The organism is Paenibacillus sp. FSL R5-0810, assembly GCF_038002285.1.
GTDB lineage: Bacteria > Bacillota > Bacilli > Paenibacillales > Paenibacillaceae > Paenibacillus_AQ > Paenibacillus_AQ lactis.
Genome location: NZ_JBBOCF010000001.1, coordinates 1,636,356 through 1,659,153, shown reverse-complemented (window position 1 = coordinate 1,659,153; position 22,798 = coordinate 1,636,356). Strand labels below are relative to the sequence as shown.

The following is a 22,798-nucleotide window of genomic DNA, read 5'->3' as shown; positions in this document are numbered from 1 at the left end:
TGTTGCAAGAGATATATTCCTCGTGTATATCCAATACATCAACGTGATTTATCGAATAGCCTTCTTCAACGTGATTTATCGAATAGCCCTCTTCGAATCAGGTTTGCCGTAACCGGCTTCTTTCCGATTTCCCGTGACCATATAGACAACTGACCGATATGGTGAATTTCGTGCGCGATCACGTGCCGCATCACCTCACCGAATGTAAAGTATTCCTGCTCCCCGTCCTGGTTTGTGTCAACCATAATACGGTCTTCCAGGCTATCATTCCAAGCATAGATGAAAGGTGCAATTTCTGCATGGGTCCGATCCGAATAATCCCGTAATCCTTGCACGCTGGCACACTCCTCGAACGAAGGGATGTCAAGCTCCTTCCCTTGCAAATCCCCGCACAACCAAGCATATTCGACGGTCACGATGTGATACAGTGTGTAGAGAATGCTGCCTATGCCTCCGGTCCGTCTTGCCAGTAGCTCTTCCTCGCTCACCGTATCGCACCAGTAAAACCAATCTTTGCGAACCTGCCAGTTATATTCGAATAGTTTCAACATGTCGCCGCCTCCTGAAATAAAGACTTTATTACTCCTAACCATAGTTCGCGATCTAATCGAAATATCCTCCGTCTATGAAGACTTGCTTAGATGCATCCACGCTTTAGGAAACTTACTTCAACTATAGGCTTGAAACATTGACAGCATAATGTCAGTGTTTCAAATGTTCTATGCATTACGTTAACATCAACTATTCGTAATTAGAGTCGATTGCGAATAATCCTGGATCCTTTTCGAATTGCAATCCAAGATTTTGATACGCATAATATCGAGCTGATTCTTTCGCGCATAACGGGATGCAAAAAAAGGTCAACCCTCAAGGGCTGACCTTTTTTTTTGACTTTTGATCTTGAATTTATTTACGGATAGGCTGACCAGAAAAAGCTTGAACATCTAACGGAGCTGCCAGATATTTCGGTGCTTGGGCAACGAACGCCTGAAAGTGGCTGCTTGCATTGTGAGCCCCCACTGCTTCTTGATCTTTCCACTGTTCAACCATCACGTAGGTGTCATCCTCTTCTGTATCCTTCAAGAGCTTATAGGACACATTCCCTGCTTCCGCGCGGGATGACTTTATAAGATCTTGTACGGACTCCAGAAATTCTGCTTCCAGTTCACGGTTTACTTTCATTTTTGCATGAATAATAATCATGTCCATAACCTTACTTCCACTCCGCAACGCGGTCAATTGGAAGACGAGTTGTTCGACGTGCCTCTTTAGCGGCTTTACCTACAGAAATCAGCATAACCGGTACATAACGTTCCTTCTCCATACCAAATGCTTCCGCAATTCTGGATTTGTCATAGCCGCCAATCGGGTTTGTATCATATCCATGGGCACGAGCAGAAAGCATCAGCTGCATGGATACCAAGCCGCAATCAATAAGAATCATTTCGCGGAAAGCTTGTGCTGGTATACGTGCAAAAAGATCCGTATAGTTTGCCATCATTTGATCTTTGATCTCTTGCGGCATATACCCTTTTTCCACAGCGGTCCCCATAATTTCGTCGGCATTGTCAAATGCGTTCATATCCCCGAAAACGGCAATGACGGCAGAGGAAGTTGTAACTTGCGTTTTGTTGCCTGGCGCAAGCTCTTCAAGCGTAGCTTTACCTTCCGGGCTATCGACAACCAGAAATCTCCAAGGCTGAAGATTGACGGATGACGGCGCCAAAGTCGCTTCTTCCAAAATTTCAGTCATTTCCTCGCGGCTGATTTTGACCGCTGGATCGTACACACGCACGGAGCGACGGGAAGTAATAATTTCTTTATAATCATTGTTTAGGGTAGTTACAGTCATGATATTCTCTCCTTTTATCTCTATTATGAGTTAGTCTTGCTTATTTCTTTCATTTGTTGAATCTTGCAGTTCAGCTTCTGTAGAGCTTGAATCATGCCAAGTCGTTCCGATTCCGTAAGATCTGCCTGCAGCTCCTCCATAAATCGGTCTTTCTCCGCTTTAAACATCGCTACCTTTCTCTTACCTTCTTCGGTTAGCTGAACCAGCGTAATCCGATTATCGCTCTCACATCTTGTTCGCAGAAGTATTCCTTCCGCTTCCAGCTGCTGAACATGACGGGTCACCGCAGCCGGATCAATAGACACTGCCTTCTGCAGATCCGATTGGCTAATCTGGCCGCCCGTCAGTTTGCACAGGAGTTCGAGCCGATTGGGACTTACTCCTGCACATCGTTCAAACCGGGTTGCAATATGCTTGTTTAAATGCATTAACAAGTACAGCAGGTCCTCTGTATGACATGTAGAGATGATAAATACCTCCTTCAATTCATTGACTCCTCAATGATTGATGGGTCAATCATAAATCTTTATTTATAAAAAATCAAGTCCTTGGGAGAAAAAAATATCGACAACGGTTCTATTCAGGGGCCAGCTTACGGAACTATTCTGCTCCTGATCGTATCAAATTACGTTCCAAAGCAAACCAGCGACTACAGTTTTATAAGTTTGCGCCCGCCGTAAGATTTGTTCATCATGTTTGTTGCGTAGCTTATCCAGAAGCGCCCGAATCGTCTGCGGCGGGCGAGTGACCTGAATGTGCCTCACGCCGCTCCAGGCGCAGGCTCACTGCGAACAAGACGAGTGACATCGCCGTCATAGCGCCAGCGAAATAGCCGATTTCCCCGGCGGTGGCGAAACGCACGACGGCTCCACCAGCCGACGCACCCAAAGCGCTTCCCACGTAAAGGACGGAAGACTGCAGTGACAGGACGATGCCTGACGAAGGTCCTGACAGCCCGATCAGCCGATGCTGCTGCGCAGGATTGAACATGTAGCCGCTGAACCCGTACAGTGCCATTGCACTCACCGCCAGTACGAGAATGCCGGGACGGCCGGCAAAGCCGTTCAACGCAGACAGAAGGAATAGCGAGGCCGTGAGCATGATCAGCGCCAGCGGGACCGTCCGATTCGGGCCGATCCGGTCCGCGGCGATGCCCCCCGTCCGCACCCCGATGAAGCTGGCGATACCGGTCAGGCACAGCACGACGCTGATCATCCGGCCACCAGCACCGTAGCCGGCGAAAAGTTCGGAAACGTACGTAAAGAGCGAAAAAATTCCGGTAGCCCAAGCGAGCGTTGTCAGCAAGGCGGATAGCAGCTCCGGCTGCTTCAAATACGACAGTCTCTCACACATGCCGACCGCCCCAGCCGGTGCCACCCGAGGGAACTGCAGCTGGATAGCTAGTGCAGCGAGCAGCGTTACCCCGCCGACGATCCAGAACGTCATGCGCCAGTCGAACGTCAGGGCGACCCACGTCCCGAATGGGACGCCCAGGATCAGGGAGACGGTCTGCCCAGCTACGACGATCGACACCGCACGCCCTCGCTTTTCAGGAGCGGCCAGCGTAGAGGCGGCGGCGACTGCACCCGGCGAGAAAAGGCCCGCTCCCAGCGCAGCGACGATCCGACCTGTTAGCATCCAGCCGTACGAGGAAGCGAACCCGCACACCACGTTTCCGACAGCGAGCAGCAGCAGCGAGCCGAACAACAGTGTCCGGCGCTCCATCCTCCCTGTTAGTGTCGTCAGCAGCGGCGACGACACGGCATAAACGAGCGAGAACGCCGTCACCAGCTGTCCGGCAAGCGCCGTCGACACGTGCAGCGCCGCCGCCAGTGTCGGCAGCAGACCGCCGATCATGAACCCTTCCGTGCCGATCGCGAAGGATCCGAGCGCTAACCAAAAAATTCGTTTGTCCATGAAATCCTTCTCCTTAATCTAAAATCGACTCTTCAATGGAACTGAATAAGTTACAATGTGCAATATAAACACGCTTGGTTTGCGGCGACAGCCTGAACCATTCATGCCATCAACACAACTGAACCAGTTACATTGAATGCCTAGATGCGCCGCTTCCGTTCTAAACTGAACTTGAAATCTTCCTCCTCCTTCTCATTGCAACTGAAATAGTTACATTGATTAGCGTAGAAAAAGACGCGGATCGGTCTTAATCAAACGGCAAGCCGGATTCCTTGCCGGGGTTCTCGGACCGGCCGGAATCCAAGCCAGCAGTTGTGTCTGATCGGTCCATCATTTCTGACAGCCCACCAGCGAGCGACTCTTCTCAGATGTTTGCCGTTGTAGCGGCATCACAGTTTCCCGTGCTCAAGCGCTGAAGCGACCAGATCGCCGATTGACTCCTGTGCCAGCCGGAGCTTCAACGCTTCCTCACTGTCCTCATAAACCCGCTGCAGGGCAGGCTGAATGCCGTGGCCGATAATACAGCTGGGGTTCGGCTGGCTGTGGTGCATCTCGAACAGAGGTGTCTGCACAACAGCCTCATACACGTCCAGCAGGCTGATATCTTCCGGACGGCGAGCTAGCTTCCAGCCTGCCCCTGTCCCGCCATGCTGCACGAGTACCAGGCCCGCCTTCGCGAGCTGTCCGAGAATCCGCCTCAGAAAAACCGGGCTCGTTCCCACGCTGTTCGCGATCCGGTCGGAAGGGAAAAATTCGTCCTTCTCCGCCCAGTAGGCCAGCCAAGTCAAAATATGAAGCGCAATTGTATAACGGCTAACGATGGCCATGTTCGGCATCCCCTTTCAATAAAACCATTATAGTTTCATTGAATCCCACCAGTCAACGATTTCCTATCCGCATAGGAAATGCACGCGTCATATTGATGAGTATCGAGTATCGATAAATTTTCATAATCATTAGTTACGATTAGCCGAGATTCTCCATCCAGTATCTTTTCAAGTTCTTTGGCTACAGGCCCAAGCGGATGCCAGGCACCTGCATTATCATCGCCAATCCGCAAAATGTTCTTTTTATCCATTTCAACCAACTCCTCCATAATGTTGTACTACGGTAGGAAGACGGCGGAAATAGCAAATGGACGCAAAATTTCTAAAATAAAAATTCATTTGAAGTGTGGGGTGAAATTGTGTTGGATATTACCGTAATTTCGCGCAAGAAGTTATTGGGGGTTACACGGAAGAAGATGATGTCTCTCTAACAGCTATAAATTTCCTGCCAATCAAAGCATTGGACTAAGGAGCATAGCAGCTTTCTCCGTCCTCCGACGGAGACGAAAACCATTCTACCGCCCGTCACTCCATGGAAACACATTACGATATCTTTAGAGTAACGTCTGCTGATTTACCGTTAAGCACGCTATTAGAATCATCTCATCAAACGATTAAGCAACCAACGAATTCAAACTCTCATGAGGTTCAGACACGCAGCAGCAAAACCATACGAACAGAAAGGGGCAAGAATCTTGAAGCTGATTTATCAATTGGAGCATGTGAATAAAACGTACAAAAAAGGAAAGGTTGTCGCCAATCAAGACATAAGCTTCGACGTTCAACAAGGAGAGATTCTCGGCTTGCTCGGTCCGAATGGCGCAGGCAAATCCACGCTAATCAAGCAGATGGTAGGTCACCTGGCTCCCACCTCAGGTACGGTTCGTTACAAAGGAACCAGCGTACAGACCCAAACCAAACGAGTTGCCCAGGAGGTGGCATACTATTCGCAAGAGCCTCACGCCCTGACCAGTTTAAAAACCTGGGAAGCTTTGTATTTTACGGGAAGATTGCGGGGGCTGACGAAGGAGTCCGCCGTAGAGCAAACAGAGGAATTGTTGGAACGCTTTGGTATGCAGGATCTCCGACATAAGCTGCTGAAAAACGTTTCCGGCGGACAGAAGCGGTTAATCGGGATTGGAACTTGCTTGATCGGGTTTTCCCCCGTCATGATTCTGGATGAGCCGACCAATGAACTGGACCCGAAAAAGAGAAGGCTCGTATGGGATCTGATACAAGAACGTAATTGCCAAGGTGTCACCGTCATCTTGGTAACACACAACGTGCTCGAGGCCGAGCAGGTCGTGGACAGAGTAGCTGTTGTAAATCATGGCAAGCTGCTCGCCATCGATCATGTCAGTGTGTTGAAACAAAGGGTCGATCAGCGGATGAAGCTGGAAATCACGACCTCCTTAGGCGAAAGCGATTATGTTTGCCAAAGCTTAAGTGCACTGGGTCACTGGACCAAAATGGGAGAAAACCGAATCCGGACACTGATTGAGAAGCAAGACGCCAGCCGCGCGATTGACGCCCTGACTGAGAAGCAATTACCGATTGAAGAATACTCGTTGGTTCCGCCGAATCTTGAAGACGTCTATTTTCATATCGATGACGAACAGGATAAGCCTGCCGAAGCGGAGGTGGTCTAAACATGGAAAAAATTCAACCATCCATGCAAAGCCGAGACTTTCAACTGCAAGAAGCGGTCTTTCTCCAAGGGCAAGAGCATCAGGGCTCCGTTCGCCGCCGCATCATGGAATGGCTGATCCTGGCACGCATTCAGTTCACGATCATCCGCGAGGCGTGGGTTTGGATCTTCATTATGGCATGCATGTTTCCATTAACGACGCTGCTGTTTCTCAAATTCTTTACGCTCGACCCAACCCCGGCTGTCATGACCCGCATCATTACGGGGAATATGCTATTCGGCTTAATCGTCATGGGACTCAATTCCATGGCTCAGGAGATATCTTGGCAGAAGCATCAAGGCCACTTCACGTATTATTCGTCACTGCCGATTGCCAAGGTAAACTTCATCTTCGCCAATCTGCTGCGCGGCTTGATCATGAGCGTACCGTCTTTTATCATCCTGGCGATGATTGGCCAACTTGCTTACGGCATACAATTCCACTACAGCTGGGGACTACTCCCTGTTTTGCTGCTCACTGTCTTTAGCGTGGTTGGCGCCGGTGTTCTGATCGGCTTCTGGTCGCCTAGCCATCAATTGACGAATATGCTGGTTCAGGCGTTGATGATGTTCATTTCATTTCTGACGCCAGTCATGGTGGATATGGATCAATTGCCTTCGATCCTGCAGTGGCTCTCTTATATCTTCCCAACCACTTACGCCGCTGAGGCTATGCGGGAGGTGCTGATTTCGGGCTGGTCCGGGTCTGTCGCCTGGAATACGCTTGTACTCTTGCTGTTCTCGCTGATTTCCATCGCATTGATCTTGAAAAAGGTAGATTGGCGTGTTGAGAAGTAGGAAGAGGTAATGCCCATTGCTATGATATGTCAACGAAATCGCCCTTTCTGCTTAAGGCATCGTTTCATACTTCCGAAAGCATTTACAAGCAGCTAAGACGCTGCAAGAGGCAGCTGATCGTTTGATCAGCTGCCTCTATACATGGTTTATCATTGCATCTGAACTCCCTCATGACTCTTCTTAAAAAAAGCTTAGTTTATCAACAAAGTCAAAAACGATGGCCGCAACAAAAATCGCAGAAACGATAATGGTGATCCACGAGAAAATCAGTGTGCCCCGTCGCAAAGCAGAGAGTGAAACGCCTCTTGTTTGCACATAATAGGCTGCTGATAAGCTTGACAATATCCCCATGATGAAAAACCATGGTTGGTATACAAACAGATCCCACAGCGCATCGACACGCATATCCACGTCTCCGCTAAATGCCGGCGGCATTTTCAAACTTATGAGGCCTGTCAAAAAGAGGACTCTTGTAATGATTCCTGCAGCTCCATGGGCGATTAAAAAGACAGAGCAAATCAGCGTTGGGAATAACAATAATCCTCGGTAAACACTCACTCCACCGATCCATGGAATCCATGAAGGGACAACCCTCCCCCATGGTTTTACGAGTCCCAACAGAATAAACCCGCACAGCATAATAATTACACCAACTACGTAACTTGCTTTATAAATGCCTCCAGTGGGATCAATAATTGGAGCTGAAAGGCCAATGGTTCCTCCTGCGGCCTGATAGAATCGGACGAAAACCGCATACAGGAGAGCCCAGAAGCAGCCAACATAAGCCGCCCATTCTGACGTTTTTGTAAAGCGTGCATACTTTTTCCAACCAATAGCGAAAGATGAATCAACATTACGTTCCATTACTCAGCACCCCCTCATTGGTAACAATTGAAAGTCGATTCGCGTAAGCGAAAAGCCCGTCATTGATAATTCCTACTACACCTCGTAGTACCTACACATCTTTTATAGATACCTGAATATTGAAAGCTTTCTGTACTTCCCTGTAAAGTTTCACTAGATCTTGCTCCTTAACAGGGGGCAGGAGCTGTTGACTTCCTACATGGAGACTGTAAAATATTAGCGCCATAGTACGAGCACGTTCACGATCTCTGTAGAGAAGGAACATCATCTCCTCAAGGTAATCGATTCGCCTTTGATCAATTCGTTGCTGGTAAGAATGCACAAAGGGTTCCATTAACGCCCAAGCACGCACAGCCACCTCCAGGTTTTGATTTCGGCGTATCGATTTCTCCATGACATATTCGAACTTATCAAGGGGTGAAAGTTGTTGTTCCGCGAACTCAATGGTATTCAGTGTTCGTTCTGTTTCATATAGAGAAAGCAGACTTTCTTTATAGTCCTGCCAACTCTTGAAATGATGGTAGAATGCCCCCTTTGTTACCTTTAAACGTCCTATGAGCGTTTCAATGGTCAGGGAGGCAGCCCCTTCTTCGGATAAAATCAGAAATCCTTCCTCTAACCACTGTCGTTTTTTTTCTGTGACCATTCAAAATTACCCTCCATCCAAAAATTCCCTCAACAAAACCATACCATACGGTATGGTATGTTTCAATGTTTTGTTCCAGCATGATTGGTGCTGCAAACAGCAAAGCGCTGTAAAAGCTACAAAGGAGGCTAGTTCTTGAGTTTTACCGTGGCATCGGCTTGAGCAGGATAGGATTTTTTAAAATCTGACATGATTTCAAGGCTTAGGGTATATTTCGTTAAATTGCTGGCGAACCCCTAAAAGCAAAAAAAGTCGCTAAATCAGCGACTTTCAATGGGACTAAATCTCGTCTGCTTGTTGTCTTCAAAGCCCGGAGTCAGGCAAGAGGTGTTTATCATTTCATAAATAGCCGCTTAGTTCATGTCCTTCCAGCTTTTGAAATCGTGAATGGCGAAGCCTGCATAGCTTGCATAGTGCGCCAATTGATTATGGGCGGACTGTAACTCTCTTTCCATCACTTCACTGCTCATAGAATGGAATGAAACCCGCGGCCCCTCTGTGCTTTCGAGCGTCTCTACAGCTACCACAACCTTCTTCTTTAGCGTTGAGGCTTCTCTCAGTATGGCCTGCGCATTGTCCACAATTCCATTGCTGCCTAACGCATGATTTCGATAATTCATGATGACCAGGGAATCGAACTTCTCCAGCAACCATGCGCTCATACTGTAATCCGTCCCCGGTACATTTATCGTATTCAGCCAAAACGGAACGTCGACTGCGATGTTCAAGCCGCTCCCTTTGGTTTCTTTCTCGATCAGTCTCATATTGTCCATCCAGCTTTCAAGGATGATCTTATTGTCCTTTGACCATTCACTTAGCGCATACGGTTCAATATCAAGATGCAATCCCGAAAACCTTGCTTCCGGGCCAACCGAGGAGTTATAGGCTTTCACCCACGTTATAAATTTTTGAATATCCTCCTGCTTAGATGTATAGGCCCATTCGGGACGACCCTCAAGTGCCTCCACTTGAATTCCTTCGCTCTTCGCTTTTCGAATAAAGCTCTCATATACTGCCGGATCAATATCTCTGTCGATCTGAAGATAAATAGACGTTAACCCTTTTGTTCTTGCGAAGATAATAATTTTGTCTTGATCCTGTTTCAGGATGGAACTGTCCCATATCCACGTGCCTTTCGGAACTCGGGCCACTGAAGTCATGATGCTTACCCGATTGCTTGAGGGCTGCCAATCCACAATTGCATGCAAGGCCTCGCTAATGAAGCGAAGCGGGACCATCGTGCGACCGTTTTTAAGGACCGCAGCCCCTTTAAAATCCACTCTTTTTCCATTCACCTGTGCATGATGATCGCCGCCAATCACCAAAATTATGTTGTCACGTTTAAGTGAGATCGTGATTTGTTTTAATTTTCCGTTCCATTTCGCAGTAGCTCCGAGCTTGTCGGAGACAAAAGCAAGGGGAACCATCGTAAGGTTCGTTTTTGGATCGACGTATGGGTGCTCATCTGGGAATTGTGCTTCACGGCCATCCACGGATACTCGGACTTCAGATGCGTAGATAACGGTGTGAAACGCAGCTAAACTTAGCATGATCGCTACAGTGCACACAAGCAATTTTCTCATGGGTGACTTCCTCATCTATTTAAATTTTGTTCTTACTACAAACGCAAGGTCCATAACGAAATGATAAGGTATGTAATAATTGGCACTTCTTATGTATTTTACCGAACCAAAGGCGATGATCCCATAGGTCGCTGCTCCCAACTCTTGAGTCGTTTGAGGCCTCTCAGGCAAGGTTTGCCCTGCAGCGAAGAGCAGCCTTAGCTTCATAGGCGGACTTACGAGTTTAAATACTCGGCAATGGCAGTTATCAGTCGTGACAGAAACTACTTATAGGTATAGGCCATCCCGCTCAGGATGGCCACAATGTATTGTTTACAACACGAATGAAGTAGGGATACGGCTCCAATTGAAACTCCCCTTCGTTAGGATCGAGAATCGTCATTCGAATTGGGTGAACCTCCGGAATCTTCATCGAAGGATACCACCCGATGGCCAAATCCCCCAAGATGAACATACCATGCTCGTCACCGAGCATTTGAAACATCTTTCCGTCCCCGATATAACGCGTGACGTCGAACCGAGAATCAAGGCGCTGGATGGCATCCGATATGCTGCCGTGAAGGGGAAATCCGATCTCGCTGACATTCAGAATGGATTCGTGACCGAACGGTTCAGTCGAGGCATTGTCCATCCGATGCCGAGCGATGAACTCCACCAGATTCCCCGAAGGATCCTCGAAATAGAAGGCATGTGCATCCGTTCCTTCAAAATATGCAATGTCTTCGTTTGCCTGGATTCCTGCGAACGGAAGGGGCGCAGCGGAAAGCACCTCACAACCTTTGGCTTGAAGCCAGCTTTTCGCTTCGCGGATTTGGTTCTCGGGGATATTCATTGCCAGATGGTAGGACGGCAGCACCCCTTCCTCCTCCTCTTGAATGAAAGTCAACCGCGTTTCCCCGACAACGATCGTGATTGAATGCTTCGTTATATCTGCTAAAGCGAATCCAAGTCTTTCTGTGTAGAATTCCTTCATTTCGGCTAACCGGGCGGTTCTCAGTTCCAATTCGATGATTTTCATCTTACTACCTCCTCTAGATAATTGAGTTAGACAGGATTTGCAGCCACACGCTGTCATTAAACAAGACTGGAAGGAGGCGGAAAATGTGACAAAGTAAAAATGCAATTAAGTAAAAGAGACCCACATTGAGCTAGGACAAGAAAGTCTTTTACTCCAAAGAAAAAAGCCGCATATTATGCGACCTGCGAAGCGATTACATCTCGATTAAAAATTTCCCCATCGTGGTTTCCTACGAACGTTTTGCGATTTGTTGCCCAAATTGGGTTTGGGATTCAGGTGACAGCATCTCTCGAGGCTCTGTCAGCTTCTCTGCTGGCCGCCCGCGAGGGGCAGCATGAGATGATCGTCTCATGCTGTTAAGGAGAGATGATGAGACGTCCAATCTGGTTGCACTCTTCAGCGAACCAAATGTCACCCTTTGTGCCAATCGCTATACCGTGGGGCTCGGCGTGATTAGTCGGGATTGGATACTCTGTAATCTTTCCTTGAACCGTAATTCGACCGATTTGGTTTCCACCCCATTCCGTGAACCAAAGATCCCCATTTTCCCCGGATATGATAGCATGGGGCTTGGCATTCGATGTCGGAATCATATATTCCGTAACCTCGCCAGATGTTGTCATTCTTCCGATTTTATTGCTCATGATTTGCACAAACCATAATGCCCCGTCAGGACCGCTCGTAATGCCTACAGGTCCGGAATTTGGTGTTGGAATCGGAAATTCGGTTACATCACCTTCAGTAGTTATTCTACCGATTGAATTCCCTTGATTCTGCGTAAACCATAATGCCCCGTCTGAGCCGGGAACAATAAATGAAGGGAATGTGTCTGAGTTAGGCAACTCAAACTCGGTCATCTCCCCCGACGCAGTTAACCTTCCGATTCTGCCGCTATTCATTTCTGTAAACCAGATGGCACCCTCACGATCTTCGGTTATGCCGAAAGGGGCTGAATTCACGACAGGAAGTTCATATTCTGTAAAATAGCCATCGAGCGACATTCTACCAATCTTATTGGCTTGATACTCGGTAAACCACAAGTCCCCGGTCCGATCCGATATAATCGACATCACTCCGGCACTCTCTGTCGGCAGGGGGAACGAAGTGATCTCGCCTGCGTCATTAATTCGTCCAATCCGATTGCCCCGTTGTTCCGTAAACCACATGGCTCCATCTTTTCCCCTCGTTATTCCGTATGGCCCGGAATCCTGCGTTTTGACTATATATTCATGTATCATGACCTTCACACAAATTACCTCCCCAAAAAGCGATTTATTCTTATTCCATAATCCGTCGAATCCCTTTTGCGATTTGTTCTCTCTCATGTTCGCGCAGCGAATAGAGCACAGGTGCCCTTGGAATATCGAACTTCAGATGAGAATGAGGGATTTCGGTTAACAGAGTTCCAATGGGCTGTTGACCATCCTTACGGCGTATAACGTTCCAGAATATTCTAGATCGTTTATCTTCGGTCCCCCATTTTTCAAGCGAATTACGAAATATCAGACATTTCCCGATTACGAAATCATGTTCCTTGAGGGGCTCCGCTGCAATGAACCCCGCGTCTTCAAGGCTGTCAAATAGTGCGGGCATCAGCTGGTCCAAATACCGTCCATAGGCAGCATCCTCGATTTCGCGAAAAGCGGTCGTTAACTCATCCAACATCGCATCGTATAATGTTTTCCATTCGGATTCGATGTACTGATTACCTGCCACGCAAATTTCCTCAATGGTCATATCAGAACGCAGTACTGGTTTTACGGTCATATAAACTCCTCCTTGAATTGAATTAACTTCATCATACAACATGTAAGCCAACTGGAAGGTTCAAGGAAATTACATGAAGGAAATGAACAAAATATCCAGAATAACATTGCAAAGGTTTTAATGTTTGCGCATTTTTGCCAAAGGTGGGGATCACATGGGCTTTCGCCCCAAAAAGCTTGCAGAAAAATACGGGCTAAGCAGCAACACGCTGCGAAACTATGAAGCAAAGGGGCTGATGCCTCCTGCAGATCGATCTTCCAACGGATATCGTATGTATACAGAACGGCATGAAGCTTTTCTGGCATGTATTCAAGCCATGACAGCCGCATTTGGGATGGAAGTAACCAGCCAGGTCATGCATTGTCTTAGGCGAAATGAGCTGGATGACGCGTTGTGGATCGTCAGGGATCGAGAGGTCATGCTTCATCGGGAAAAAGCAAATTTAGATCAACTAATAAGGGAGCTGAAATCGTATTCTGAAGGTAGTCGAGCTCACGACATTAATCATCATTTCAGCATCCACGAGGTTTCCAGACGGACGGGGGCTTCGAAATCGGCAATCCGTTACTGGGAGCAATGCGGCCTGTTCACTACGGAGCGAGACCCTGATAACGATTACCGGTTTTATCACGAAGCGCATCTCTTTAAAATTCGATTGATTCAGGTGCTGCAGAGCGCTGTTTATTCCGAGGAAACCGTGAACTTGAAGCAATCCGTTGCACGTTTAGATCTAGAGAACATCGAGGATTCGATGAAGGTTTCTGATCGTATCCAAGTTCACTTGAACAAAACGATCAAACTTCAGATGCGCGCTCTCTATTTTCTATATCGCTTGATTGAAACAATAGACAACTCGGAAACAACCGCGGCTGATCATTAATCGGTTCTCCAGTACTGCCGTCTTTATGATTTTATGAATTAACATCATTAAATTTCTACACTTGTACCAATACCGTAAATAGTATAGAAGCCGCAGCTATCATTTCTGATAACTGCGGCTTCCTGGTTAATCAACGATCTTTGACGACCATCGATTTGCTTAACTTGGGTTTGATCTGGGCTTGTTTTTTTCTATTGCCCCATCGTCTAACAGGTATTTCTCTACGCCAAAGGATTTTCGCTTCTTAAGCTTGAAGCAAGATCTCGATTCGCGTTCCGCGAAGTAGCTCGCTGTCCACATGGATTTCGCCACCATGAGCCTTCACGATATCGTTTGCGATGGCCATCCCGAGACCGGATCCCTTATGCAGCTCTCCTGTATGGGTTCCGCGGTAATACCTCTCAAATATCCGTTCCAGCTCCTCTTTCGGGATCCCTTTGCCTTGATCCTCGACAACGATTCGAGCTCTATCGCCTTTCTTTTCGACGCTGACAAGTATGGAAACATCCTCATCGTTATGAACCACCGCGTTGTAGATCAAATTGGTGACCGCACGGCGTATGAGAATGTCATCAGCCTCCAAGAGGATGACTTCCTCGCTGTACTGGAAATCGATATTCCGGTTACCGTAACGGGCATCGTTCAACGTATCGATGACAGCGCTTCGGACGAGGCTGACGATGTTTACTTTTTTCAGATTCAGCTTCAGCCCCTTGTTTCTCAGACGGGTGGAAAGGTTAAGGTCCTCGATCACGTCTTTCAAATAATGCGACTTCTGTTCAATGATTTCCGCGTAATCCCGCATTTCCTCGATTGTAAAATCATAATCCATGTCCCGCATCATTTCGGCATATCCCTGAATCGAAGCAAGGGGCGTTTTGATATCATGCGAAATGTTCGCGATCCATTCCTCTTTCATCCGGTCCAGCCTTTTCCGTTCCAACTCGCTTGCCCGCAGCTCCTCGGTCAGCATGTTGACGTTGTAAAACACATCCTTATAGATGCCCTTCGTTTCGTGTTGTAACTGGTAGTTTTTATGGGCCAACTGCTTAATCCCGTCGATGAGCGCGGAAAGCGGCCGGGTTAACCTCTTGCTGAACAGATAAGCGATGCAGAGTGCAATGAAACCGTCGACGCAAATCACGGTCACGATTCCGATTTGAAGAAAACGTCCGACCTGCCGAATATCATAGGTGAAGATATTCCGCTCCAGATAAGGATCCTGAAAGCCGATCAAATAGCTGAAGCGCTCCCCGTTCCCCTGCTTCTCCCCGATAAATACGGTCGACATCAGTTCTTTTTCCATGTATTTGTAAGTCTGAACGATATCCATCGGCGTATATTTGGTTTTGGCCTCCCGCGGCACACGAAAGCCATAGACCTGATTACCGTTTTCGTCCAGGACTTGAATCCATGCCTGATTGCGCTCAAGCGTCTCCTTCCCCTGCGCGGTTATGCTCATCCCCGATTCGGAAAGAACAATCTCTTGTCCGAAGGAGCGGGTGATGGCCTCGGCTGAATGGTCTCCCTGGCGAAGCGGATCCTTTGGTGATTCATTCTGATATATAAAAAGGCCGACGATCACCAAAAGGTTTATGAAAAGGACGATGACGACAATCAATACGGAGGATGCCAAATATCTCCCCGTCAGCCGCCATTTCATCGCACCGGTTCCTCCACGGCCAGCTTATATCCGAGGCCCTTTACGGTCACCAAAAATTGCGGGCTTGAGGGATCGTCCTCGATCTTCTCCCTCAGCCGCCGAATATGGACCATGACCGTGTTGTCATAACCGAAGGAATCCTCCCCCCACACCTGATCGTACAGGCTTTCCTTGCTTATAATCCGGTTCGGGTGCTTCAGCAAATAGCTAATCAGACCAAGCTCCTTCGGTTTGAGTTCAATAATTTCGCCGTTTTTCTTCAGTTCCAATGTATGTTCGTCAAGCTCGAACGGGCCGGCCTTCAGCGTGTGTTCTTTCGTTTCCTCATCCCGCGCAGATTCCGTTCTTCTGAATCGGGCTTTTATCCGGTAAGCCACTTCCTTCGGACTGAACGGTTTGGTGATGTAATCGTCGCCGCCGATGGCAAATCCAAGTATTTTATCGATTTCCTCGTTCTTGGCTGACAAGAAGAATATCGGCACGTTCGAAACGCTGCGGATTTTTTTGCATACATCATACCCTTCGCCATCGGGGAGCATGATATCTAATATGACGAGGTCGGGCTGCTTGTCTTGAAACCGAATCCAGCCTTCTTCGGCGGAAGAGGCGGCAGACACATGCTCGAAGCCTTCCTTTTTAAGCACGGTTTGCAGAAGCTTGACGATATCCTCCTCATCATCGACGATAAGTATTTTTTGATTTTGCGGCAATCGGTTCAATCTCCTTTCTGTAAGCAAGGAAAAAGACCGGCAGCTAAAAGCTGCCAAGTCTTCATCAATCATCTTCCCCGCTCTTCCAATACTATAACCATATATTGAAATGGGCAATATTGGCCAGAGACTCTATTATTATTCGCCGAAAAATTTCGCTATCGGGTTGGCGATCTTTTTATCTGTTGCGACTTGCCCTGTCTTGTTCAAAACGTAATACTGGTAAAAGTTGCCGCTGAAACCGAGCGATTGCAGCATCTGCTCCGCAAACGGCTCGACCGCGTTATCGCTCAAAGCGTCACCGTTCCAGAAAAAATGCAGCAGCAAGCGGTTTTGATTGTATGGATGCTTAATGACGTATGCGCCAGAAGCTGCTTTTTGGTTCATCCTGCTTTTCCAGTCGAAGCCGATGGCCTTCGATTTCTGGATGATTCCGGGCTTAAGCGCCTGGATGAGTCCGTTCGTTTTCGCGCTGCCGATGGCAATGATGTTGCTGGTTCCGAGCTCCTTTTTCAGCTTTTTCTTGAGTGTTTGTCGGTCGGAAACGACCTCGTAAGGAATTCCCATGATCCCAAGCGTCCGTTCAAGCTGTGCCAAGATCGTCTGCTGCTGCTTTTTCGCTTTGCTGCCAGCCTGATCACTCACCACGATCGTTAACGGTTCGCCTTGCAGCGCCTTATCCACGATGCGGCTCATTGTTTCCGCCGGAAGATTCGAAATTTGGGACAGGGAAGAACGGTACGACGTTTTAAACTGCTCACGCCAATACGAAGCTTCTTCCGCCTCAGACAATCGGTATTCGGGCTTTAGAGCAAACTGCGGATCATGCAGCGCTTTGTCCATTTCCTTTCGCGCTTCCTCTCCTAGCGTATCCTGAATCGTCTGCAAAAGCCCTTTGATCGTCGCGTTTTTGTAATGATACCGCTTGAAATATTCCTGCATGAACGCATCGAATTTGTCCTCGCCCACCATGCGGTACAGCTGGTAGATGGCCTGGCGTCCTTTTTTATAAAAGACCGGGTTGGCCTCGCCCTCCGCTTCGGTATTATTTGAGGCGATTGGCTTGTCTATAAAAGACACATCATCGATTTGGATCGATTGGAACCCGTTCAGCTTATCGCCTTGTTTTTCTGCAAAATATACCATCGAAAAATCGGCAAACCCTTCGTCCAGAAACGACTCACTTTCCGAATCGTTGCCGATTAAAGCATGGAACCATTGATGGGCAATCTCGTGCACAAATGTGGTATCTTGCGCCGGATCGCTATTCGGCCGGATTTGCCCCATTTGGATGACCCGGGCAAACTCCACCGCCACACCTTCAACGTACGACTCCGCGATCCGGAATTCAGGGTAAGGATATTCCCCGTATTTTTCACTAAAAAATTGAATTGCTTTAAAAGCGGTGTCGATGTATTCATCGACGAGTTTTTTCTTGTCCGGCATATTGTCGAAGTAATAATATTCAATGGTCAGGCCGTCACGCGTTACGCGCTCAACCTTATAATTCGGACTGGCAAAAAAGACATGCTCCCGGGTGTTATCGGCAACGGCGGTAACGACTTTCCGGCCGGGCTCTTTCGGGTCCGCCTGAGTGGTGATCGTCCCCGGCATCAGCACTTGATAGGCTTCCGGCACGTTAATATGAACTTCGAAATCAGATGAATCGTAATAATCGGTTTCGAAGGTTTTGCTGTACGGCTTTTTGTCCCATGCATGCTGGTTCTCGTTATAGACCGACATGACCGGGAACCAATGTGCGCCGTTGATGATGTCTTTGTAGTAGGACAGGCGCTGCATGCCGAACGGAATTTTCACCTCAAAACCGATTTCAACCGTCACCGCTTCCCCCGGCTTTAGCTCCTGCTGTAGTTTAACGGACAAGGCCTGATTGCTGTTCGAAAAGGGCACGGGTTTTCCTTCAGCTGCCACGCTTCGGATATCGATGCCGCCAAGAAAATCTTCCGGCTTCTTCTGCGGATTTTCCTTCCGGATCTCCTCGTTGTTTTGCTCAAACATCGAGGTTTGGGTCGCCTTGGATCGGTTGGCGTCGGCAAACGTGTGGAAGACGATTTCCGATAGCGTATCTTTGGACATGTTCCGGTAGGTAACGGTTTCGCTCCCTTTGATGCGCATGTTTTTCTCGTCAAGCCGGGCGTCGATCCTGTATTGGACCTGAGCATGCTGTGCCTGATCTGCCAGAACGGACCGGGCGGATGAAACAGCCGGCGCGGCCCAGGCTTGGGATACTTGAATCAAGGGACTAACTGCAAGCGCGACAATCAACGAGCCAGTCAGCGCTTTTTGAGATACAGATTTGAAGTTTGTTTGAATCATAAGTTTCTCTCCTCATAGGTATGTTTAGTAAACATCATTCGAGTTCCCCGGATGAAGAATCTATTGCCCGGCATTGGCCAGCTTTTGCTTCGCTAGTTCAGGCAGTTCACTGGCCTTTACTTCCTGGTAGGAACTGACTCCATCCCCCTTCACATAAATCCGCAAATATGCGTCCTTGCGCAGCTCCTTGCCTGCCGTAAAGGTGAGGCTTTTTTCCTTTCCTTTAGAATCAAAGCCTTGCAGTGTGTATTCGTACGATACATACTTCTGTCCACTGTCAGACTTATCTTCCATTTCCTTTCCGTCTTGAGTAATCTGCACGTAATATTGCTGCGCGCCGATGCGGTTCAAATTCACGTTTTGGATGAATACGACGAATCCGACCAGTACGATCAATACGACAGCTGTAGCGATAAACCCCTTTTTCATTCCTGTTCACTCCTATTTTGTATTGGTAACGATTTTGCAGTACGCATGCACAGTCAAGAAATAATAGATCAAGTAGATGCCGACGTAGACACCCATGCAGGTCACGACCGGAACGACCAGATTGGTCATCATCATTTTCGATAAGGCCGATAGGGCGACGGCGCAGTGGGCAATTCCGAAAGCGAGCGGCAGAGCAAATATGAACATCACTTGCTTGGCGACGGATTTGCGGATTTCCCGTTTCTTGACGCCGATTTTATGCAAAATCATATAACGGGCTTTGTCGCTTCCGGCTTCCGTCAGCTGCTTGAAGTAAATGATGCTGCCCGTCGCTGCCAGGAACACGAGTCCGAGGAATCCGCCCATAAACATTAAGAGGCCGGAGGATTCCATTCCCCGCGAGTAATCTCCGTAAAAGCTTGAAAGCTCCGCTTTCTCCGGTAAAATCCCATCCAACAGCTCGGTCAGTTCTTTCGCCTTGTCCTGATGCGTGATGCTATAGGCTTCGACAGCCATGGCCTTGGCATTCGGCTTAAGCTCCGCAAACATGTCATCGCTGACGACAATGGTGGAGTAGACCGTTCCAAGATTTAACACGCTGTATTTTTTTAATGTTTTGAATTGGATGGTTTTATGGAATCCTTCTCCCTTCAGCTTGATCGACGAACCGACATACTCCGGCGAAATGCCTTCCAAATAGACTGGTTCAAGCGCTGCGGCTTCGCTGCCTGTAAGGCTTATGGCATCGTCCCGCCCCTGGAGCTTGGCCAGCCGGTTAAAATCTCGGCTTGATATGACCGTAAACGACTGATCCTCCTCCCCTAAAGCGTTATTCAGGCTGGAGGTGTCGGCATCCACCTCGAGGAGAGGAATGGACTCATGGTAAAGCACTTTATGCCCCGCAGCCTGCTTGATCGCCTTATCGGCTTTTGCTGCGGCCGCACTGTCAACCCCGATAAACATATAGCTGTTTGGATTCGCAAGCTCGGCGTTCGTCCGGGTGTTGTAATACGTGCTGTACGCCGTTCCGACCGCCGTCAGCGTCGTTGCGCTTAGCACGGCAATGATCGTGAGCGTCCGCGCGTTGCCCTTCATCCGGTACAGCAGCTGGGAAGTCCCGATCAGGTTCAGTCCACGCCAGTAGCTTGTTTTATGTTTGCGGGCCAGCTTCAGCAGCGTAACCGTCAACGTGTTAAACAGCAGGTATGTGCCCAGGATGACGGATATCAAAATAACGAGCGGAGTGAGCATGAAGCCCATCGCCGCCCATGCCTTGGACGTAAGCAAATTTTGCAGCGCAAGCCAGTAGCCGAACCCGATGAGCGCTACGGATAGTAACGCAATGACCGCGGATGACTTCGGCTCCTTCTCACCCTCCTGATCCGCCCGGAACAGCTCGATCAGCTTAAATCGATAAATTAAGCGATAGCCTTGGACCGATGTGATCAGCGAGATAATCATGAACACCACGAAAGTATTCAAGATTGCAGCCGAAGAAATGGAGAAATCCGCCACGGCGGCGTAACCCATCACCTTCATCAGAATCATCACAAAAAACCGGCTAAGCACCGCTCCAAGCGCGATTCCGACAATCAGGGCCAGAATGCCCATCAGGAAGTTTTCATAAAACAGCATCCGTCCGATCTGTTTTTTACGGACGCCCAGCAGCGAGTACAATCCGACCTCTTTTTTGCGCTTGCGCGTGAAAAACGAGTTGGAATACCAGATGAAGATCGCCACGAATACGATCAGCACGACCGCCGCTCCGCTGAAAGCCGAGCTGATCTTCTGCGATCCGTCAGATGCCGTTTGAATGGTGCTGTCGTATTTCAAGGATACGAATGTAAAATAAATGACGATACTGAAAATCATCGATGCGAAGTAAAGAAAGTAATTCGCGAAGTTTTTACGGATGTTTTTCCCGGCAATCTTAAACAGCGTCATGATGTCCACCTCCGAGCATCGCCAACACTTCAAGAATCTGCCCGAAAAATGCTTTTCTGGTCATGCCATCTTTATGAAGCTCTTTGAACAGCTGGCCGTCGTTAATGAAAATCACTCGGTTGCAGAAGCTCGCCGCATAAGCGTCGTGCGTCACCATCAGGATGGTCGCTTGGTTGTGCTGGTTCAGCCTGCTCAAGCTTTCCAGCAAGCCGGTTGCCGATTTCGAATCCAGCGCGCCGGTAGGCTCGTCCGCCAAGATCAGGCTCGGATTCGTGACGATTGCCCTCGATGCGGCCGCACGCTGCTTTTGTCCTCCTGAAATGTGGTACGGATATTTATTGAGAATCTCGCGAATGCTGAACATATCGGCGATTTCTTCCACTCGCTTTTCGATCTCGGCTGCCGGGACTTTGGAAAGAGCCAGTGGCAGCAGGATATTCTCCTTGACCGTCAGCGTATCGAGCAAATTATAGTCCTGAAAAATAAAGCCGAGTTTATGACGGCGGAAATCGGACAGCTTTTCCTCGTTCATGGAAACGATGTTTTGCCCGTCGATCGTGATTTCGCCGGAACTCGGCGTATCGATGGTCGAGAAGATATTCAGGAGGGTCGACTTTCCCGCTCCCGATGGGCCCATGATGCCGACATATTCTCCTTCACTAATGCTCAGGTTGATATTTTTCAGCGCCGTATATAGGTTTCCTTTCGTGCCGAAGGTTTTGTTTACGTTGTTTGCTTGCAGTATAGTTTTCATGGGATCTCTCCTTAGGTGTTTCGTGAATGTATATCCAATCTTAAAGCTCGTATCTTACACCGTGTTAATCCCAACCTTACAGCAACCTTAAAAATAAGCTAAAACCCCCAGGATACGCTTGTAAGCGCGCCTGGGGGTTTTGAATCCGAAACTATTTAAATATAATGAAGCCTAATGTGTTGAAAGCTAATTTTAACTCTCAATGCCGTTTCAAAGCAGAGTTGGCGTTAATGTGCCATCATTTCATGGGCTATGCTGTGTCCGTCCATGTCGGACGGGTAATAAGTAGGCCAATTCGTAACTTCTTCAAGTAAAGCCTTGCGATCGTCTCCCCAATATAAATGGAAATGATCCGACTTGCTGGGGTTGATCCGGTGGTCGCTAAACTGAATGTAACGAGGCAGTCCCTCGACTTCTTCCACCGACTTAAATATGTAACGAACCCCGCGGTTACCGGCCTCGTAGGTCAGTATTTCGTATCCATCGGATTGGTACTTCCCTGAACGTTGCTGGCCCTTCGTGAAGAACGTGACAGTGTCTCCTTCAATCACAATGCGTTTCGTATCGGTCTTGTAGCCGACATCATAATATTCCTTATACTCCTCCGCCGTCATTTTCCCGGAATCCTCCGCTTTATGCGCAAATACCTCATCCAATGTACCATCCAGCAAATATGGATAAACCGATTGCCAGTCTCCTTCCCAATCTGACAGCGTACGGTTCTGTACTTGGCTATCCTCAAAGAATCCCTTGTAGATCGCCTCAGCTTCCTCATCATGATCATGATTATGTCCGTGGTTGTGGTCATGGTGATGTTCATGGTCATGGTTATGGTCGTCCTCCTCGTCATGAACATGATTCGTGTTGCTTTCATTAGTACTGCTGCTTTCTTGAGTACCGCTGCTCTCCTGAGTGCTACTGCTTCCATTCGTACCGCTGACTGCCTCGGTTTGATTCAAAGCGCCACTGTCGTTAGAGCCAGCGCTTTGACACCCGGTAAGCCACAACCCCAATACTGCTAAAATGACTCCAATCCCAAGTTTTAGTTTCATATTCTCCTCCATTTAATTGTAATGTTTACGATTAAAGATTATACGGAGGCTGGATTTCTTTGTCAATGAA

23 protein-coding genes are annotated in these 22,798 nt (G+C 48.2%); 3 read left to right on the top strand and 20 right to left on the bottom strand.

Annotation, left to right across the window (positions count from 1 at the left end):
• Positions 1-65: 65 nt before the first annotated feature.
• The 7 genes from MKX76_RS07485 to MKX76_RS07455 all read right to left on the bottom strand — a co-directional run bounded on the left by MKX76_RS07485 (position 66) and on the right by MKX76_RS07455 (position 4,847).
• Positions 66-551: a DinB family protein gene (locus MKX76_RS07485; RefSeq protein WP_251534838.1), complete on the bottom strand. Its 486-nt coding sequence runs from the start codon at positions 549-551 to the stop codon at positions 66-68.
• Between the two features lie 355 nt (positions 552-906).
• Positions 907-1,203: a putative quinol monooxygenase gene (locus MKX76_RS07480; protein WP_007128069.1), complete on the bottom strand. Its 297-nt coding sequence runs from the start codon at positions 1,201-1,203 to the stop codon at positions 907-909.
• A 10-nt stretch (positions 1,204-1,213) separates the two neighbouring features.
• Positions 1,214-1,852 (bottom strand): nitroreductase family protein, encoded by a 639-nt coding sequence (locus MKX76_RS07475; protein WP_251534836.1) that lies wholly within the window; start codon positions 1,850-1,852, stop codon positions 1,214-1,216.
• 23 nt (positions 1,853-1,875) lie between these two features.
• The gene (locus tag MKX76_RS07470; RefSeq protein ID WP_007128071.1) at positions 1,876-2,337 is read right to left on the bottom strand and encodes a MarR family winged helix-turn-helix transcriptional regulator; all 462 of its coding nucleotides are present in this window, start codon (positions 2,335-2,337) and stop codon (positions 1,876-1,878) included.
• 223 nt (positions 2,338-2,560) lie between these two features.
• The gene (locus tag MKX76_RS07465) at positions 2,561-3,769 is read right to left on the bottom strand and encodes an MFS transporter (RefSeq protein ID WP_341033340.1); all 1,209 of its coding nucleotides are present in this window, start codon (positions 3,767-3,769) and stop codon (positions 2,561-2,563) included.
• 389 nt (positions 3,770-4,158) lie between these two features.
• Positions 4,159-4,596 (bottom strand): Rrf2 family transcriptional regulator, encoded by a 438-nt coding sequence (locus MKX76_RS07460; protein ID WP_007128073.1) that lies wholly within the window; start codon positions 4,594-4,596, stop codon positions 4,159-4,161.
• Between the two features lie 35 nt (positions 4,597-4,631).
• The gene (locus tag MKX76_RS07455; protein ID WP_341033339.1) at positions 4,632-4,847 is read right to left on the bottom strand and encodes a hypothetical protein; all 216 of its coding nucleotides are present in this window, start codon (positions 4,845-4,847) and stop codon (positions 4,632-4,634) included.
• Between the two features lie 444 nt (positions 4,848-5,291).
• On the opposite strand from MKX76_RS07455, the gene MKX76_RS07450 reads away from it, so the two are divergent.
• Positions 5,292-6,245 carry an ABC transporter ATP-binding protein gene (locus MKX76_RS07450; RefSeq protein WP_445669837.1) on the top strand — a complete coding sequence of 318 codons (954 nt, stop codon included), beginning with the start codon at positions 5,292-5,294 and terminating at the stop codon, positions 6,243-6,245.
• A gap of 2 nt (positions 6,246-6,247) precedes the next feature.
• Positions 6,248-7,081, top strand: a complete 834-nt coding sequence (locus tag MKX76_RS07445) for an ABC transporter permease (protein WP_007128076.1) — start codon at positions 6,248-6,250, stop codon at positions 7,079-7,081.
• 180 nt (positions 7,082-7,261) lie between these two features.
• On the opposite strand, the gene MKX76_RS07440 is transcribed toward MKX76_RS07445, so the two are convergent.
• The 6 genes from MKX76_RS07440 to MKX76_RS07415 all read right to left on the bottom strand — a co-directional run bounded on the left by MKX76_RS07440 (position 7,262) and on the right by MKX76_RS07415 (position 12,959).
• On the bottom strand, positions 7,262-7,945 hold the full coding sequence (locus MKX76_RS07440; protein ID WP_341033337.1) for a DUF3995 domain-containing protein: 684 nt from the start codon (positions 7,943-7,945) through the stop codon (positions 7,262-7,264).
• A 91-nt stretch (positions 7,946-8,036) separates the two neighbouring features.
• Positions 8,037-8,591, bottom strand: a complete 555-nt coding sequence (locus MKX76_RS07435) for a TetR/AcrR family transcriptional regulator (RefSeq protein ID WP_251534830.1) — start codon at positions 8,589-8,591, stop codon at positions 8,037-8,039.
• 353 nt (positions 8,592-8,944) lie between these two features.
• Entirely contained in the window at positions 8,945-10,174 is a 1,230-nt protein-coding gene (locus MKX76_RS07430) for a copper amine oxidase N-terminal domain-containing protein (protein ID WP_341033336.1), read from the bottom strand.
• Between the two features lie 289 nt (positions 10,175-10,463).
• Entirely contained in the window at positions 10,464-11,192 is a 729-nt protein-coding gene (locus MKX76_RS07425; protein ID WP_007128080.1) for a VOC family protein, read from the bottom strand.
• 356 nt (positions 11,193-11,548) lie between these two features.
• Entirely contained in the window at positions 11,549-12,430 is an 882-nt protein-coding gene (locus MKX76_RS07420) for a Vgb family protein (RefSeq protein ID WP_208604284.1), read from the bottom strand.
• A 40-nt stretch (positions 12,431-12,470) separates the two neighbouring features.
• Positions 12,471-12,959: a DUF6022 family protein gene (locus tag MKX76_RS07415; protein ID WP_007128082.1), complete on the bottom strand. Its 489-nt coding sequence runs from the start codon at positions 12,957-12,959 to the stop codon at positions 12,471-12,473.
• Positions 12,960-13,083: 124 nt separating this feature from the next.
• On the opposite strand from MKX76_RS07415, the gene MKX76_RS07410 reads away from it, so the two are divergent.
• A complete protein-coding gene (locus MKX76_RS07410) occupies positions 13,084-13,839 on the top strand; it encodes a MerR family transcriptional regulator (protein ID WP_244152642.1) in 756 nt (251 codons plus the stop codon).
• 244 nt (positions 13,840-14,083) lie between these two features.
• Here MKX76_RS07410 and MKX76_RS07405 read toward each other — a convergent pair whose 3' ends face one another.
• From MKX76_RS07405 to MKX76_RS07375, 7 genes are all read right to left on the bottom strand, one after another.
• Entirely contained in the window at positions 14,084-15,502 is a 1,419-nt protein-coding gene (locus MKX76_RS07405; protein ID WP_007128084.1) for a sensor histidine kinase, read from the bottom strand.
• Positions 15,499-16,212 carry a response regulator transcription factor gene (locus tag MKX76_RS07400; RefSeq protein ID WP_007128085.1) on the bottom strand — a complete coding sequence of 238 codons (714 nt, stop codon included), beginning with the start codon at positions 16,210-16,212 and terminating at the stop codon, positions 15,499-15,501. Before MKX76_RS07400 ends, MKX76_RS07405 begins: the two co-directional genes overlap by 4 nt.
• A gap of 138 nt (positions 16,213-16,350) precedes the next feature.
• Positions 16,351-18,549, bottom strand: a complete 2,199-nt coding sequence (locus MKX76_RS07395; RefSeq protein WP_007128086.1) for a M1 family metallopeptidase — start codon at positions 18,547-18,549, stop codon at positions 16,351-16,353.
• A 60-nt stretch (positions 18,550-18,609) separates the two neighbouring features.
• A complete protein-coding gene (locus tag MKX76_RS07390) occupies positions 18,610-18,978 on the bottom strand; it encodes a YxeA family protein (protein WP_341033335.1) in 369 nt (122 codons plus the stop codon).
• 12 nt (positions 18,979-18,990) lie between these two features.
• Positions 18,991-20,922, bottom strand: coding sequence for an ABC transporter permease (locus MKX76_RS07385; protein WP_341033334.1), 1,932 nt, complete (start codon positions 20,920-20,922; stop codon positions 18,991-18,993).
• Positions 20,909-21,676, bottom strand: a complete 768-nt coding sequence (locus MKX76_RS07380) for an ABC transporter ATP-binding protein (protein ID WP_341033333.1) — start codon at positions 21,674-21,676, stop codon at positions 20,909-20,911. Before MKX76_RS07380 ends, MKX76_RS07385 begins: the two co-directional genes overlap by 14 nt.
• A 227-nt stretch (positions 21,677-21,903) precedes the next feature.
• Positions 21,904-22,728, bottom strand: coding sequence for a metal-binding protein ZinT (locus MKX76_RS07375; protein ID WP_341033332.1), 825 nt, complete (start codon positions 22,726-22,728; stop codon positions 21,904-21,906).
• Between the last annotated feature and the right edge of the window lie 70 nt (positions 22,729-22,798).